General features: G+C 40.3%; 14 protein-coding genes. 9 read left to right on the forward strand and 5 right to left on the reverse strand.

Translation table 11 applies throughout. From position 1 onward, the window contains the following. Positions 1 to 32: 32 nt before the first annotated feature. From BEGALDRAFT_RS08635 to BEGALDRAFT_RS08650, 4 genes are all read right to left on the reverse strand, one after another. Complete coding sequence (locus tag BEGALDRAFT_RS08635) at positions 33 to 791, reverse strand: ABC transporter permease (protein WP_002685732.1); 759 nt, start codon at positions 789 to 791, stop codon at positions 33 to 35. Continuing rightward, a complete protein-coding gene (locus BEGALDRAFT_RS08640) occupies positions 788 to 1,711 on the reverse strand; it encodes an ABC transporter ATP-binding protein (protein WP_002685734.1) in 924 nt (307 codons plus the stop codon). The genes BEGALDRAFT_RS08635 and BEGALDRAFT_RS08640 overlap by 4 nt, the downstream gene beginning before the upstream one ends. A 60-nt stretch (positions 1,712 to 1,771) precedes the next feature. Next, entirely contained in the window at positions 1,772 to 2,065 is a 294-nt protein-coding gene (locus BEGALDRAFT_RS08645; RefSeq protein ID WP_002685736.1) for an STAS domain-containing protein, read from the reverse strand. A 106-nt stretch (positions 2,066 to 2,171) separates the two neighbouring features. Continuing rightward, entirely contained in the window at positions 2,172 to 2,810 is a 639-nt protein-coding gene (locus BEGALDRAFT_RS08650) for an MlaC/ttg2D family ABC transporter substrate-binding protein (RefSeq protein WP_002685740.1), read from the reverse strand. Positions 2,811 to 3,413: 603 nt separating this feature from the next. Here BEGALDRAFT_RS08650 and BEGALDRAFT_RS19670 point away from each other — a divergent pair. From BEGALDRAFT_RS19670 to BEGALDRAFT_RS08685, 7 genes are all read left to right on the forward strand, one after another. Continuing rightward, a complete protein-coding gene (locus BEGALDRAFT_RS19670; RefSeq protein WP_408610393.1) occupies positions 3,414 to 3,632 on the forward strand; it encodes a transposase in 219 nt (72 codons plus the stop codon). A 563-nt stretch (positions 3,633 to 4,195) separates the two neighbouring features. Then, positions 4,196 to 4,849, forward strand: coding sequence for a response regulator (locus tag BEGALDRAFT_RS08660; protein ID WP_002685742.1), 654 nt, complete (start codon positions 4,196 to 4,198; stop codon positions 4,847 to 4,849). Positions 4,850 to 4,858: 9 nt separating this feature from the next. Next, on the forward strand, positions 4,859 to 6,181 hold the full coding sequence (locus BEGALDRAFT_RS08665; RefSeq protein WP_002685744.1) for a LapD/MoxY N-terminal periplasmic domain-containing protein: 1,323 nt from the start codon (positions 4,859 to 4,861) through the stop codon (positions 6,179 to 6,181). A gap of 296 nt (positions 6,182 to 6,477) precedes the next feature. Further along, positions 6,478 to 8,355, forward strand: a complete 1,878-nt coding sequence (locus BEGALDRAFT_RS08670) for a methanol/ethanol family PQQ-dependent dehydrogenase (RefSeq protein ID WP_002685746.1) — start codon at positions 6,478 to 6,480, stop codon at positions 8,353 to 8,355. Positions 8,356 to 8,504: 149 nt separating this feature from the next. Then, complete coding sequence (locus BEGALDRAFT_RS08675) at positions 8,505 to 9,104, forward strand: pentapeptide repeat-containing protein (protein WP_002685747.1); 600 nt, start codon at positions 8,505 to 8,507, stop codon at positions 9,102 to 9,104. A 761-nt stretch (positions 9,105 to 9,865) separates the two neighbouring features. Further along, positions 9,866 to 10,189, forward strand: coding sequence for a DUF3301 domain-containing protein (locus BEGALDRAFT_RS08680; protein ID WP_002685748.1), 324 nt, complete (start codon positions 9,866 to 9,868; stop codon positions 10,187 to 10,189). Between the two features lie 20 nt (positions 10,190 to 10,209). Beyond that, complete coding sequence (locus BEGALDRAFT_RS08685) at positions 10,210 to 11,052, forward strand: SDR family oxidoreductase (protein WP_002685749.1); 843 nt, start codon at positions 10,210 to 10,212, stop codon at positions 11,050 to 11,052. A gap of 43 nt (positions 11,053 to 11,095) precedes the next feature. Here the strand turns inward: BEGALDRAFT_RS08685 and recN are convergent, their stop codons facing one another. Beyond that, on the reverse strand, positions 11,096 to 12,784 hold the full coding sequence (recN, locus tag BEGALDRAFT_RS08690) for a DNA repair protein RecN (protein WP_002685750.1): 1,689 nt from the start codon (positions 12,782 to 12,784) through the stop codon (positions 11,096 to 11,098). A gap of 228 nt (positions 12,785 to 13,012) precedes the next feature. On the opposite strand from recN, the gene kdsA reads away from it, so the two are divergent. Both kdsA and BEGALDRAFT_RS08700 read left to right on the forward strand, forming a co-directional pair. Further along, a complete protein-coding gene (gene kdsA / locus BEGALDRAFT_RS08695) occupies positions 13,013 to 13,846 on the forward strand; it encodes a 3-deoxy-8-phosphooctulonate synthase (RefSeq protein ID WP_002685752.1) in 834 nt (277 codons plus the stop codon). 195 nt (positions 13,847 to 14,041) lie between these two features. Next, on the forward strand, positions 14,042 to 14,512 hold the full coding sequence (locus BEGALDRAFT_RS08700; RefSeq protein ID WP_002685755.1) for a hypothetical protein: 471 nt from the start codon (positions 14,042 to 14,044) through the stop codon (positions 14,510 to 14,512). The last annotated feature ends 221 nt before the right edge of the window (positions 14,513 to 14,733 follow it).

Genomic DNA, 14,733 nt, shown 5'->3' on the forward strand with positions numbered 1-14,733 from the left:
ACCTAGCAGGTCTTTTTTTGTCTGAATCAGAATTAATAGCGCAACTTATAGCCAATCCGTAATAACCAAATACAGAAGCCACTAATAACCATAAAAAAGAAGGTTACTATCAATAAACTCAGTTCTACTGAAGCATCTGCAGTGCCAACAAATCCATATCTAAACCCATCAATCATATAGAAAAATGGATTGTAATGAGAAACAGTTTGCCATAAGGGAGGTAAATCATTGATAGAGTAAAAAACACCACTTAAAAAAGATAACGGTAGAATTACAAAATTTTGAAATGCAGAAACATGATCCCATTTCTCTGCCCACAGTGCCGCAATCAGTCCTAAAGCCCCCAGTACACCACTGCCTAAAATGGCAAAACTAAGAATGATAAACAAATTATGAATAGGTAAAACGACAAACCATAACGCCGCAACCCAGACCCCAATCCCGACCAAAATACCGCGCACGATTGCCGCCCCAATAAAGGCAAGATAAACCTCCCAATCTGACAAGGGCGCGAGCAGCATAAATACAATGTTGCCATTCATTTTCGACTGAAACAGACTCGATGAACTATTAGAAAACGCATTTTGAATTAGCGACATCATCATTAAACCCGGCACTAAAAATGCCGTATAGTTTAAACCATGTACTTTTACATGAGCCTCTAAAACAGAGGAAAAAACAAGCAAGTAAAGTAAGTTCGTGACAACAGGCGTTAATACCGTTTGCATAGTCACTTTTAAAAATCGCCAGACTTCTTTAGCAAAAAGGGTATAAAGTCCTTGCCAATTCATGTTAAATGTCTCCCCGTGAGTTTGAGGAAGACATCTTCTAAATTAGGCTCTTCCGTTTTCAGGTCTTTAAATTGAATATTAGCGTTACGCATTGCTTCTAAAACATGACTGATATTGTCTTGCTCACGATGTAAGCGCAGGACAAGCTCTTGTTCTGTGAGAGACGAAATATTGTGATGTAAATCCATAGGAATCTCATCACGTGTATAAGGACGGGTTAAAATAAAACGAATCTGCTTATACGGATGATCTGACAGCAATACTTGCGTATCATCTAAAGCAACTAATTCCCCTTTATTTAAAATCGCAATGCGTTCACAAAGGGCTTCTGCTTCTTCTAAATAATGCGTTGTTAAAACTATCGTATGTCCCTTTTGATGCAGGGATTTTGTAAATGTCCACAACATTTGACGCAGTTCAACATCCACACCTGCCGTCGGCTCATCTAACACAACAACGGGCGGTTTATGCACAAGGGCTTGCGCGATTAAAACCCGTCGTTTCATCCCCCCTGAAAGATGTTGTAAATTAGTATAAGCTTTATCCGTAAGGCTTAAGGTTTCTAACAACTCATCAATCCAGCCATAATTTTCTTTACCATAACCAAAATAGCCTGATTGTAAGCGCAACATTTCGACGACGTTAAAAAAAGGGTCGTAAACCAACTCTTGAGGAACAACCCCAATTTTATGGCGTGCTTGTCGCCATTGTTGGCGCACGTCATGCCCTAAAATGGTCACTGTGCCACTACTGGCTTGAACCAATCCCCCCATAATATTAATCAGGGTAGATTTTCCTGCCCCATTTGGTCCTAACAAACCGAAAAAACTGCCTTGTGGAATATCAAACTCCACTTGCTTTAATGCCGTCAGTTCACGGTATTGCTTATGCACCTGTGAAATATGCACAGCTGCTGTCATGGTAAAACCTCGCTTAATCCCAATGATGCCATCGATTAAATAATGTTAAATAATAAATTATTATCTTGATTGTGTTAAAAAATCTTGCACATTGCTAACGGTTGCAAGACTCAGTAATTGCGCTGGCAGATGACGAAATTCAATAGGCTGTTGGCGGGTTAATTTGCGTAGCTCAATTAAAAAGGCAAGTCCTGCGCTATCAGTACGAGTCACGGCTTGCAACTCTATGACTTGAGGAAATTGATTTTTTTTAGCCTCCTCAAGGCAAGCCTTTAATAAAGCAGGGACGGTGGAAAAATTTAATTCACCGGTTAATCGCCAAAGTTGTGAATTTTCTACGTGTAACTGGTTCATAACTGTCTCATTCAAATAGGTATAAAATGAGTAACGGCTTTAGTCAGCAACCCTTAAGCGGGAAAGACTAAAGCCGTTATTAAAACATCTAATCTAAGAATATAACTTAGGAATTAGGTTTATTGCTGGTTTGGTTACGACTAGCAATTTTTTCAATCAATTTGTCCACACCAATGGTGTTGATATCAGTTTCAAATTCAGAACGATAGTTAGTAACAAGGCTCACACCTTCAGCACTGACGTTGTAAACCTTCCATTGATTGTCATTATTCAAAAACATATCGTAGTCTAAAGACACAGGTGCTTTACCGCCATAATTAACTTTGGTACGAATGGTTAAGCGTTTGGCATCATTTTCAGCACGCACAGGGAGATAGTTGACATCAATAGAACTTGCAGCGGCTTCTATTAATGCTGCGGAATAAGTGCGCACTAATAAACTGCGGAATTCTTCCACAAAGCGTTTTTGTTGGCTCTCATTCATGCCCTGCCAATTTTTCCCTAACACCAAACGGGACATTCTTTCAAAGTCAAAAATTGGTAATACAATTTCGTCAACAAGGGGATAAACAGCGGAAGGATTAGATTTAAGGGCATCTTTATTGGTTTTAAGCGAGCTTAACATCTTCTCAGTGGTTTGCTGTACCTGTGCTTGAGCATCAGTGGTTGCATCTGCCCAAACTTGTGCATGTGGTAAAAATGTGAGGGAAAGCAATAAACTAACAGCTTTAATCAGTTGTTTCATTGGATGATGTCCTGTAGGGAATTAAAGATAGTTTTCAATACAGTAGGGGTAGTATCAGTATTTATCAAGCAGAATAACTGCTTTTTTATTGATAATTAACGATTTTTAGTCAGTCAATCGACCTATAACTAAGTAACTGCGCTTATTTTATAACAAGCCCGCACATTTGCAGTGTGTTATAAACCTGATTGTATCATTGGGTAAATCAGGCTAATGCACTTTCTCTGTATGACTAATGCTAATCCCCTTGTATTTTCCAGATAACCCTGCATGTTAGTACGTTAAGCCATTCTCCATCACTGCTCACCCCTTTTTCCTGATTTTATTTATCTTATGCTAGATACACTGATTTTTATCCTGTTATTAATGCTGATTATTTGGTATTGGTTTGCGACAGTCATTTAGGCAAAGCGCAGGATTATGAAGTTGATTTAGCCTTGACTCACCTTGAACATACCCAAGAAAAGGACTTGCTGTTATGTGACCGTAACTATCCCTCTTTTCGTTTTATTTCGAGCCTCTATCAGGCACAAAGAGATTTTGTAATACGTTATTCAGCCAGTTCATTTAAACAAGCCCGCGACATGCTCATTTGAAGTACTCATCACCCGTTTACGCGATGAAACTTTACACCCCACTGCCGATTTTAAAGAACTCTATCGCTTACGCTGGGGCATTGAAACCTTCTTTGGTCTGTTAAAAACCCGTTTAGGCTTAGAGAATTTTACAGGAAAATCCGCTGAATCGGTGTATCAAGACTTTTACTCAACCGTGTATTTAACAGGCGTTGAGTCCATCTTAACCGAGAGTAGTCAACCTTGAGTTCGGCGGGTTTTATAAAACAAAACAGAGACCTGCTAGGTTTTCAAAACTTAGCAGGTCTGTTGGAACATGCGAAAAGGGTTGAAGGACTGGCAGAGATTATTCTCTTGTTTTTCATCGGGACTCACCAGACAAGCTGTTGTCTTTTTTAAAAGAAACTCGCCGAACTCAGGTAACTAAAAAACGTACGTTTATTTCTGACTAATCCAACCTGTTCCCGAACGCATCGTTTAACACCTCGCTCTCGTTCCTCTGAACGGGCTTTACTTTTTTATGCTCAACATTCTAAAAAATCTTGCTTTTAATCCTTATCTTAATGGCTTTGACCTGCTGACACCCCAACAAACTGATTAACCCGCTACTCATCAGTAAATAATGCGCAACTCATTTTTTTATGCGTGAATGCATTATGTAATCCCCACTTAAATTAAATCACGCTTGATCATTATAAATCAACTTATTGATTTTAAAACATATAGCAATACAATCTTTATTGCATCAGAAAACACGTTATTCTGTAATAAAGCATTTTGCGAAGTTTAAGAATAAGGAAACATCCATCAATGTCACAAGTAAACTATCCTATCCGTATTTTACTCGTTGATGACCATATCGTGGTTAGAGCGGGTTATCGACGCTTGATAGAACGTCAATCACACCTACAAATTGTGGCAGAAGCCAGCAATGGCGAGATTGGTTATCAACTTTATATACAACATCAACCCGATGTCATTGTGATGGATTTATCCATGCCCGGTAGAGGTGGCATTACAACCATTCAACGTTTATCCTCACGAACCAATAAAGCCCGTGTGTTAGTTTTTTCTATGCACGAAGAACCCATTTTTGCAGAACACGCGCTATTAGCAGGGGCATCGGGCTATATTACTAAAAGTAGCGCACCAGAAGTATTAGTAGAAGCAATAGAGCGGGTTGCACAAGGTGAAATGTATCTGGGAAACGATATTGCGCAAAAACTGGCTTTACACAGTGTACTGAACAACGCAAGCACAGGCATAAAAAATTTATCTACCCGCGAATTTGAAGTATTTCGCTTGTTAGCTGAAGGATTATCAACAACAGATATTGCTGCACAACTCGCAGTTAGCCACAAAACAATTGCCAACTACTACAGCCAAATCCGCCAAAAACTAAACGTCAACAACACCGCAGAATTAATTCGATTAGCAATTCGTCACGGTATTGTGAAAATCTAAAGAGTTATAATGAGTTTACGCCTAAAAATTAGCTTATTTATCAGTGGTGGCACACTACTTGTTCTATTATTTGCCATCCTCCTTGTCGTGATGAATGCACGCAATGCTGTAGAAGAAGAAGTCAACTCAACAGCGCAACTAACCCTTGATTTACTTGAAACCATTTTAAGTGACTTACCAAATGACAGCGCGCATTACCAAACCATTATTCAGCATCTTAAAAATATGGAAAAACGTCGTCATCTCACCATTCATCTACAAAATGCAAACAACACAGAAATCCTGCATGATAACCCTGTTACGCAAACCATACCCACTGTACCCCGCTGGTTTATTGCACTAGTTGCACCACAAACCCATCTTTTCCAACGCACACTTACCTCAACTGCTTTAACCCAAACCACCCATATTCTGTTACAAACTGACCCTAGCGATGAGATAGAAGAAGCATGGCAAGAATCATCGGATTTATTAATACTAATTTTAGGGTTTGCTATCAGCATCATTATATTACTTTACATTGGATTAGGCATTGCATTACGTCCACTCACCCAATTACAACAAGCCTTAGATGCCATTGAACATCGTCAATATCAAACCCGTTTACCCCAATTTAAACTATCTGAATTTAATAAATTAGCGCAACAATTCAATGGAATGGCGCAAGAACTACAACGCATCCAACAAGAAAACCAACGCCTGCTCCAATACTCACTCACACTACAAGAAGAAGAACGGCGCACCATTGCACGAGAACTCCATGATGAATTGGGGCAATGTTTAAACGCGATTAAAGCAGATGCGTTTTTTATCATGGGTGACAATCAACAGCCCGCTATTCATGACAGTGCAAAAGCCATTGCCGATACAGCCAGTTATGTTTACAACCTTGTTAAAGATATGATTCGTCGGTTACGCCCCGCTGCCTTAGACGAATTAGGTTTGATTGCCGCCTTACAACAAACCCTCAATGATTGGCAAATCCGCTACCCACAAACCCAAGTTGATTTCCAAACCACGGGCGATTTTTCCCAACTAGAGACAACAACCAGCATTCATCTTTATCGCATTGTGCAGGAAGGCTTAACCAACGTTGCAAAACATGCAAACGCAACGGTATTACAGATTAGTTTGGTTTATCACGCAGAAAAAAATACAATTCAATTAATGATTCATGATAACGGCAATGGTTTCGACACACAGATTTATCATGCAGGATTAGGCTTAATTGGAATACGTGAACGGGTTGAAGCATTAGCAGGACAATTAGATATTAATAGTAACAGAGGACAGGGGACGCACTTAAGCCTCACGTTACCGTTACAAAACTGAAACACTCTGTATCAAAAAATGTAAAATTGTCTTAAAATAAAGACAAATCGTTATGAAATCTATTTTTTAGGCAAATTTCCTGCTAAAAATCGGGAAATTTTCCCAAAAAAACGCCTGTTATTTTCCCTTCTCTCTTTATCCCCTCACTCGTTATACTGCCAACTATTATTTAAGTTTGATAAAGCCTTAGCGATATATTGCAAAGCAATTATCTCATCCTAAATAAATAACGGCACGCTATAACTATTAAAAATAATATTTTTTCCGTAAAAAGACTATCAAGGGAGATAAATAAGATGTTATCTGCATTAACCCGTCATCCACTGAGCATTGCACTCAGTGCCGCATTATTGACTTGCAATCTCAATTTGGCACATGCCGATACAAAACCCGTTACTTGGGAAGATATTTTAAACGATGCGGAGACATCAGAAGATGTGCTGATGTATGGCATGGGTGTGAAAGCGCAACGCTGGAGCGCGTTAAAAGAAATTAATACCGATAGCGTAAAAATGTTACAACCCGCATGGAGCTTCTCCTTTGGCGATGAAAAACAACGCGGACAAGAAACTCAAGCAATTCTACAAGATGGCGTGTTATACGTCACCGCTTCCTATTCCCGCATTTTTGCCCTAGATGCACGCACAGGGAAACGGTTATGGGAATATTCCCACCGTTTACCTGATGATATTCGCCCATGTTGCGATGTGATTAATCGTGGTGCGGCGATTTATGGCGATAAAGTCTTTTTTGGCACACTGGACGCGAGCCTTGTTGCGCTGAATAAAAATACAGGAAAAGTGGTTTGGAAAGAAAAGTTTGAAGACCACAAAGTCGGCTACACCATGACAGGCGCACCCACGATTATCAAAGACCAAAAAACAGGGCGCGTTATGCTTATTCATGGTTCTTCAGGTGATGAATTTGGGGTTGTTGGAAAACTGTTTGCGCGTGACCCTGATACAGGGAAAGAAATTTGGATGCGTCCTCTCGTTGAGGGACATATGGGCAGATTAGACGGCAAAGAAAGCACGCCAACAGGCAATCCGCAAGCTCCTTCTTGGCCTCGTGATAAAGAGGGCAAACTGGTAGAAGCATGGAATCATGGCGGTGGCGCGCCTTGGCAAAGTGCCTCGTTTGATGTGGAATCCAACACAATTATTATCGGCGCGGGCAATCCTGCCCCATGGAATGCGTGGGTACGTCATCCGGGGGATAGTTTATTTACCTCTGGTCAAGCCTATGTTGACCCGACCACAGGCGATTTAGTCGGTTTTTATCAACATACGCCCAGCGACACATGGGATTTTTCAGGCAATAACGAAATTGTTTTGTTTGAATATCAAGATGAAAATGGTAAGCAAATCAAAGCAGGCGCACATGCTGACCGCAACGGCTTTTTCTACGTTACTGACCGTACCAAATTAGCAGAACGCGGCGTAGTCGAACCGAATAAGCCTACCGCGTTGATTAACGCTTTTCCCTTTGTCGACGGCGTGAATTGGGCAAGTCATATCGATTTAAAAACAGGACGACCTGTAGAAGTAGAAGGACGTCGTCCGCCCCTGCCTGAAGGTGATGAAAAGCGTGGCAAAGCCGTTGAAGTTTCCCCCCCATTTTTAGGCGGTAAAAACTGGAATCCAATGGCATATAGCCAAGATACAGGCTGGTTTTACTTAGGCGCGAACCAATGGAAGGAAAGCTATTGGACAGAAAATTGTACCTATCGTGCGGGTTCTGCATTTCTCTGCATGGGTTTCCGTATTGCACGCATGTTTGATGACCATGTTGGCACACTTCGCGCGATTAACCCCAAAACGGGCAAAGTAGAATGGGAACATAAAGAAAAAATGCCATTGTGGTCTGGGGTGTTAGCTACTGCGGGTAATCTTATTTTTACGGGTACGGGTGAGGGTTATGTTAAAGCCTTTAACGCCAAAACGGGCGAAGAATTATGGCAATTTCAAACAGGTTCAGGGGTAATTTCTAGCCCGATTACGTGGGAAATGGACGGCGAACAATACATCGGTCTTGCCTCTGGTTACGGTGGAGCAGTGCCATTATGGGGCGGAGACATGGCAGAATTAACCAAACCGATTAAACAAGGGGGTTCATTCTGGGTATTTAAAATTCCTACGTGGGCAAAATCCTTGGTAAAAGAAACCAGCAAATAACACAAACATTACCTGAATCAGAATACTCAGAATACATTGAATTAAATATCAATAATGCTGAAAATACTGATACAAACTGTTAATTATAAAGAATGCCTAACGTTTACTCGTTTGGCATTCTTAAAACAAGCCCATAAGGATGTTATTTGATGCGTTTCTTTTCCCCTCTATTTTTCTTATCTATTCTATTTATAACTAATAGTTATGCAGATGACGCGACTGATAATCCAGAACCTGTACTGGTTATCAATGGTTGCGTGATTCAGCCGAAAACCATTTGCCAAAAAGCAGACTTGCGCAATGCCGACTTACGACATGCCCAACTGATGCAGGCAGATTTAAGCGGTGCAAACCTACAAGGTGCAAATTTAGCACGAGCAGATTTACGCCATATCAACTTAACAGGGGCAAATCTACAAGATGCTAATTTACTAGCCGTAGATGCTTGGGCGGGATTTTTACAAGGGGCGAACTTACAAAATGCGTCATTAATTGGAGCAAACCTAGAATTTGCTCGTTTAAGTGCAACAAACCTAGAAAATGCCAACTTAGAAGGTGCGGATTTAGAAATGGCAATGTTGCCAAAAGCAAAACTCATCAACGCCAATTTACGCAATACCAACCTACAAGAAACCAAATTTTATAATACCGACCTTTATGGCGCGGATTTAACAGGGGCAAAAATACGTTACACCATTTTCCAAGATGCACAAATGGAAAAATGCACCGCTTGCCCTGTCAATTGGTAGGTAGTGCTAGTTAAGGATAAAAGCAGAACTTAACCTCTCTCTAACCCTCTCTGTAAACTCACTGCCATTAAGATAAGGAAAAAAAGAGCTAGAATAACCTGAGTTCGGCGAGTTTCTGTTAAAGAAACAACAGCTTGTCTGAATCAGAATTCATAAAATTTTCAGAATTAGCAGAATTAAAAAGCATGATTCATCTTACTTTTTGGTTTAAGGGTTTTAAATTCCGCTAATTCTGTTAATTCTGAAAATCCTTATTCAGACAATATTTTAATCTTGTCTGGTGAATTCCGATGAAAAACAATAGAATAATCTCTGCCAGTCCTTCAACCCTTTTCGCGTGTTCCGACAGACCTGCTAGGTTTTGAAAACCTAGCAGGTCTCTGTTTTATTTTATAAATCTCGCCGAACTCAGGTTAATACGAATCACGTTTTTTAATTCTGCTAATTCTGAAAATTTTGTGAATTCTGATTCAGACAAAAAAAGACCTGCTAGGTTTTAAAAACCTAGCAGGTCTCTGTTTTATTTTATAAATCTCGCCGAACTCAGGTTATTTAGCACTACCACTGCGCTTATTTTATAACAAGCCCGCACATTTGCAGTGTGTTATAAACCTGATTGTATCATTGGGTAAATCAGGCTAATGCACTTTCTCCGTATGACTAATGCTAATCCCCTTGTATTTTCCAGATAACCCTGCATGTTAATACGTTAAGCTATTCTCCATCACTGCTCACCCCTTTTTCCTGATTTTATTTATCTTATGCTAGATACACTGCTTCTTATCCTGTTATTAATGCTGATTATTTGGTATTGGTTTGATAGTCAACGTAGCCATGAACGCGCTGTCAATATTTGCCGTCAACTTTGCCGACAATATGAATTACAACTATTAGATGACACCGTTGCACAGAGTCGTTTAGGGTTAAGCCGTCGTACTAATGGATGGTTACAACTCAAACGCACTTATACCTTTGAGTTTTTTACAGGTGGAACAGAACGCTATGAAGGCTTATTAATTTTAAATGGCAATAAATTAGAAATGTTTGAATTATCACATCTAACAGAACGGACTTTTATCAGTTAAGTAGCAGAGAATTTTTATTTATGAATGTATCAACACAACGCGCGGTTTTAGTCACAGGTTGTTCTAGTGGCATCGGTTATTGTGTCGCAAAAGGCTTACAAGCAAGAGGTTATCGAGTATTCGCAACAGCGCGACGAGCGGAAGATATTGCCCGCTTACAAACGGAAGGCTTAGAAACTTTATATTTAGAACTGAGTGATTCAGCCTCTATTCATCAAGCCGTTGAAACCTTACTGCAAAAAACAGGCGGACAACTCTATGGATTATTTAATAATGCCGCTTATGGTCAACCCGGTGCTGTGGAAGATTTAAGTCGTACTGCATTAGAAGCACAATTCGCCAGTAATCTCTTTGGAACGCATGAACTGACTTGCTTATTACTGCCCGTCATGCGTCGCCAAGGAGAAGGGCGAATTATTCAAAATAGTTCGATTCTTGGTTTAATCGCCATGCCCATGCGCGGAGCTTATAACGCCTCTAAATTCGCGCTAGAAGGGTTAAGCGATACTTTACGCTTAGAATTACAGGGCACAAATATTTTTATTTCACTCATCGAACCCGGTCCAATACGCAGTCGTTTCCGTCTCAATGCCTTAGCCATGTATAAAAAATACATAGACCCCAGCCACAGCCCACACCAAGCACATTATCAGCAAGCAGAAGCACGCTTGCAAAAACAAGGCGATGGCGCGCCCTTTACGTTACCGCCTGATGCAGTATTAACCCGTGTGATTCACGCTTTAGAAGCAAAACGTCCAAAAATACGCTATTACGTGACTTTTCCAACTTATTTACTGACAACACTTAAATGGCTATTGCCCCATCGAATAATGGACTGGCTAATTCGTCAATTACCGACTTAATAACTGGATATTTCACAAAAAATTGAATCTGATGGAAAAAGGCTTAAACCATTAACCCTGTGCCACGTTGCAACATTTCCGTGGCATGTGCTAACGTTTGCGCGGTCATTTCTACCCCCCCTAACATCCGCGCGATTTCTTCGACACGCTGTTGCGGGGTTAATGCCTTAATTTGGGTTTGCGTGACTTGTTTACGGGTCGTTTTACTGACTTGTAAATGCTGATGTCCTTGGCAAGCGACTTGGGGTAAATGGGTAATACATAAAACTTGACGTTTTTCCCCTAATTTTTGCAATAATTGCCCGACAATCTCCGCCGTTCCCCCCCCAATCCCCACATCAACTTCATCAAAAACTAATGTCGGCACGCCACTTTTTTGCGCAGTAATCACCTGAATAGCAAGACTAATCCGTGATAGTTCCCCGCCTGATGCGACTTTATGCAAAAGTTTAGGCACTTGTCCTGCGTTAGCACTGACTAAAAAATCAATTTTATCCATGCCTAACGCGCTAGGGTTAGCCGCAACATCAGGCGTGACTTGAATCACTAATTGCCCGTTCGGCATTCCTAAACGCTGCATATTGCGGGTGATTTGCTCGGCGAGTGTTTGTGCGGTTTGACAACGATGTTGTGATAATGCAAGGGCATGTTTTTGATATAACGTTAGATTTTTTTGTACTTCATGCTCTAACGCATGAGCGCGTTGCTCATAATTTTCTAAAGCGGTTAATTGTTCCGTGAGTTGTTGATAAATTGCGGGTAATTCCTGCGCTTTCACCTTATGTTTACGCGCAAGGGTTTGTAAACCTGCAATTTGTTGCTCAACCTCAGCAAGGCGACTGCCATCAATATCTAAATGATTTAAATAACTGTGTAATTCGCTAACGGCTTCCTGCGTTTGAATCAATGCGTTCTCTAACAAGCTATTAATCCCTGTTAAACTTGGGTCATGCTGTTGCACGCTACTGATTTCTTGCCCTGCTTGGACTAAACCCGATAACACCGCATAACCGTCATCTGCATCTAACAGTTGCAAAGCCCGCTGTGCGTTTTCTAATAATTTGCTGGCATTGGCTAAACGTCGATGTTCATTATCTAACTGTGTAATTGCATCGACCGACAATTCATAATTTTCCAACTCTTGCACTTGATAACGGAGAAAATCGAGGCGTGCTTCTCTATCACTTGCCTGTCCCCCTAATTCCGCCAATGCTGTTTTGCACGTTTTCCACTGCTGATAAGATTGCGTAACAGCCTGAAGTAGTGCGTGGTTATCGCTCATATCATCCAATAATTGCCGTTGCATTTCCTGCTTTAACAGCGATTGATGCGCGTGTTGTCCATGAATATCAACCAAGAACGCACTCAAATCTCGCAAAATTTGCACATTGACCGCTTGCTGATTAATAAAAGCTTTAGACCGCCCATTACTATTAATTATCCGCTGAACGGTGCACTGTTCAGGTTGCTGCGCGGACAACTTCAGTCCTTGTTGCTGTAGCCACACTTGCAAGTCAGGAGCTAATAAAAAACAGGCTTCAATACTCGCACTATCAGCCCCTTGCCGTACAAAATAACTATCAGCTCGCTCACCTAACGCTAAACCTAACGCATCAATTAAAATAGACTTACCTGCGCCCGTTTCACCACTGATAATGGTTAGCCCTTTGGATAAAGACAACGACAGTTTTTCGACAACCGCAAGATTTTCTATATGCAATGCTTGTAACATATTAAAAGAAAAAATAAAAATCAGTAAATGAATGCAGCATTAGAATGTGAGTCATCCGCACCGCGTCAAAATGGTTTCAATCATACGTTATCTATTGTAAATGACAATGTTGTGTAGTCCGTATCCTTGCCAATGTGCATTTTATCCCCAGTTTACTATCGTTTATACTGCTCACGCTTATGCTCATTCACTTCTCTTTTACTAACCTGATAATTGGGCAATTTTAAAATGAATTTATGCGGTTTCCCTGTTGGCTTAAATAGCCCCCTCTTTCTGATTGCTGGCACTTGTGTCGTTGAATCGGAACAATTAGCCCTAGACACAGCAGGCACTTTAAAAGAAATCACTCAAAAACTGGACATTCCATTTATTTATAAATCGTCATTTGATAAAGCGAACCGTTCTTCACACAACAGCTTTCGTGGTTTAGGCATAGAACAAGGCTTAACCATTTTAGCCAAAGTACGGGCGCAAATTGGCGTGCCCATTTTAACCGACGTGCATGAAGACACGCCTTTAAATGAAGTTGCCAGTGTGGTCGACGTATTACAAACCCCTGCTTTTTTATGTCGGCAAACGAATTTTATTCAAAACGTTGCCCGCCAAGGCTTACCCGTCAATATCAAAAAAGGACAATTTCTTGCCCCTGACGATATGTTAAACGTGGTAGAAAAAGCGAAAGTAACAGGAAATCAATCAATCATGGTTTGTGAACGTGGTATTTCATTTGGCTATCACAATTTAGTCGTTGATATGCGTTCACTGGCTATCATGCGAAAAACCGCTTGCCCCGTCGTCTTTGATGCTACACACGCTGTGCAATTACCGGGTGGACAAGGACATGCGTCAGGCGGACAACGTGAGTTTGTCCCCGTTTTAGCCCGTGCCGCTGTTGCTGCTGGCGTTGCAGGTTTATTCATGGAAACTCATCCCACCCCAGAAACTGCGTTAAGCGATGGTGCAAATTCATGGCATTTACACCGTATGCAAGAATTGCTGGAAACGTTGAAGGCGTTGGATGAAACAGTGAAGAAATCGGGGTTTATCGAGGAAGTGATGTGACGCTAGAATTTTTATGCATAAAATAATGCGCATTAAAAACCTAAATACCATTTTTAGTGTAAAATTTTTTGCGAAAATGTTGACATAAAGCATTATTACGCAATAATTAATTACATATCAGTTTAATCTGATATGTAATGCATTTTCGTAGTAAAAACATTCTTGTTTTTTCTTATGTTCATTATGGAGGACATCATGTCAATTAACTTCAATCAACATTGTTCTCAACATGAAATGTCAGAGGGAGTTTTGCAAATTGTGGGAGAGAAAAGTAGCGGTCAACAGCCTGTTTTGGCTATTACTTCACAACGAGTGTTGTTATTACATGAAAAAAAAGGATGGCTTTCTACCCATGAACATATTGTTGCGCAAAGAGACATTAAACAACTGGCTCTAGTTAATGTCGATCACGAAAGTCATTTTTTTTCTTTTTCTAGTTACTCGCACGTATCTATTTATTTCTACTCTGGATACGAGTTTGAACCTTACCAACCACACTTTATTGACGATGATCCTTTTTTGATTTCCTTAGAGGATAGCTTTGAAAATCGCAAATATATCAAATTTTTACATGATATTGCAGAACAAGTAAGAACCCAACGGGGAGAAATGGTTAGAAATTTTTTTATGCATAAAACGCAAGAGCGTTATTTACCACCACAATAATAATACATAAATAATTACGCATCTAAACAAGGATAGTTTACAATATGCATGTTATTTATTATCACCATTATGTTATTTTTTAACTTGGGCTTGGTGAGTTCCTCTTAAAAAAGACAGTAGTTTGTCCGAATCAGGATTATCAACATTTTCAGGATGAAATCGTTGACGTATTGTTAATTCTGATTCAGACAAAAAAAGACCTGCTAGGTTTTGAAAACCTA

It is taken from the genome of Beggiatoa alba B18LD, from assembly GCF_000245015.1.
Taxonomy (GTDB): Bacteria; Pseudomonadota; Gammaproteobacteria; order Beggiatoales; family Beggiatoaceae; genus Beggiatoa; species Beggiatoa alba.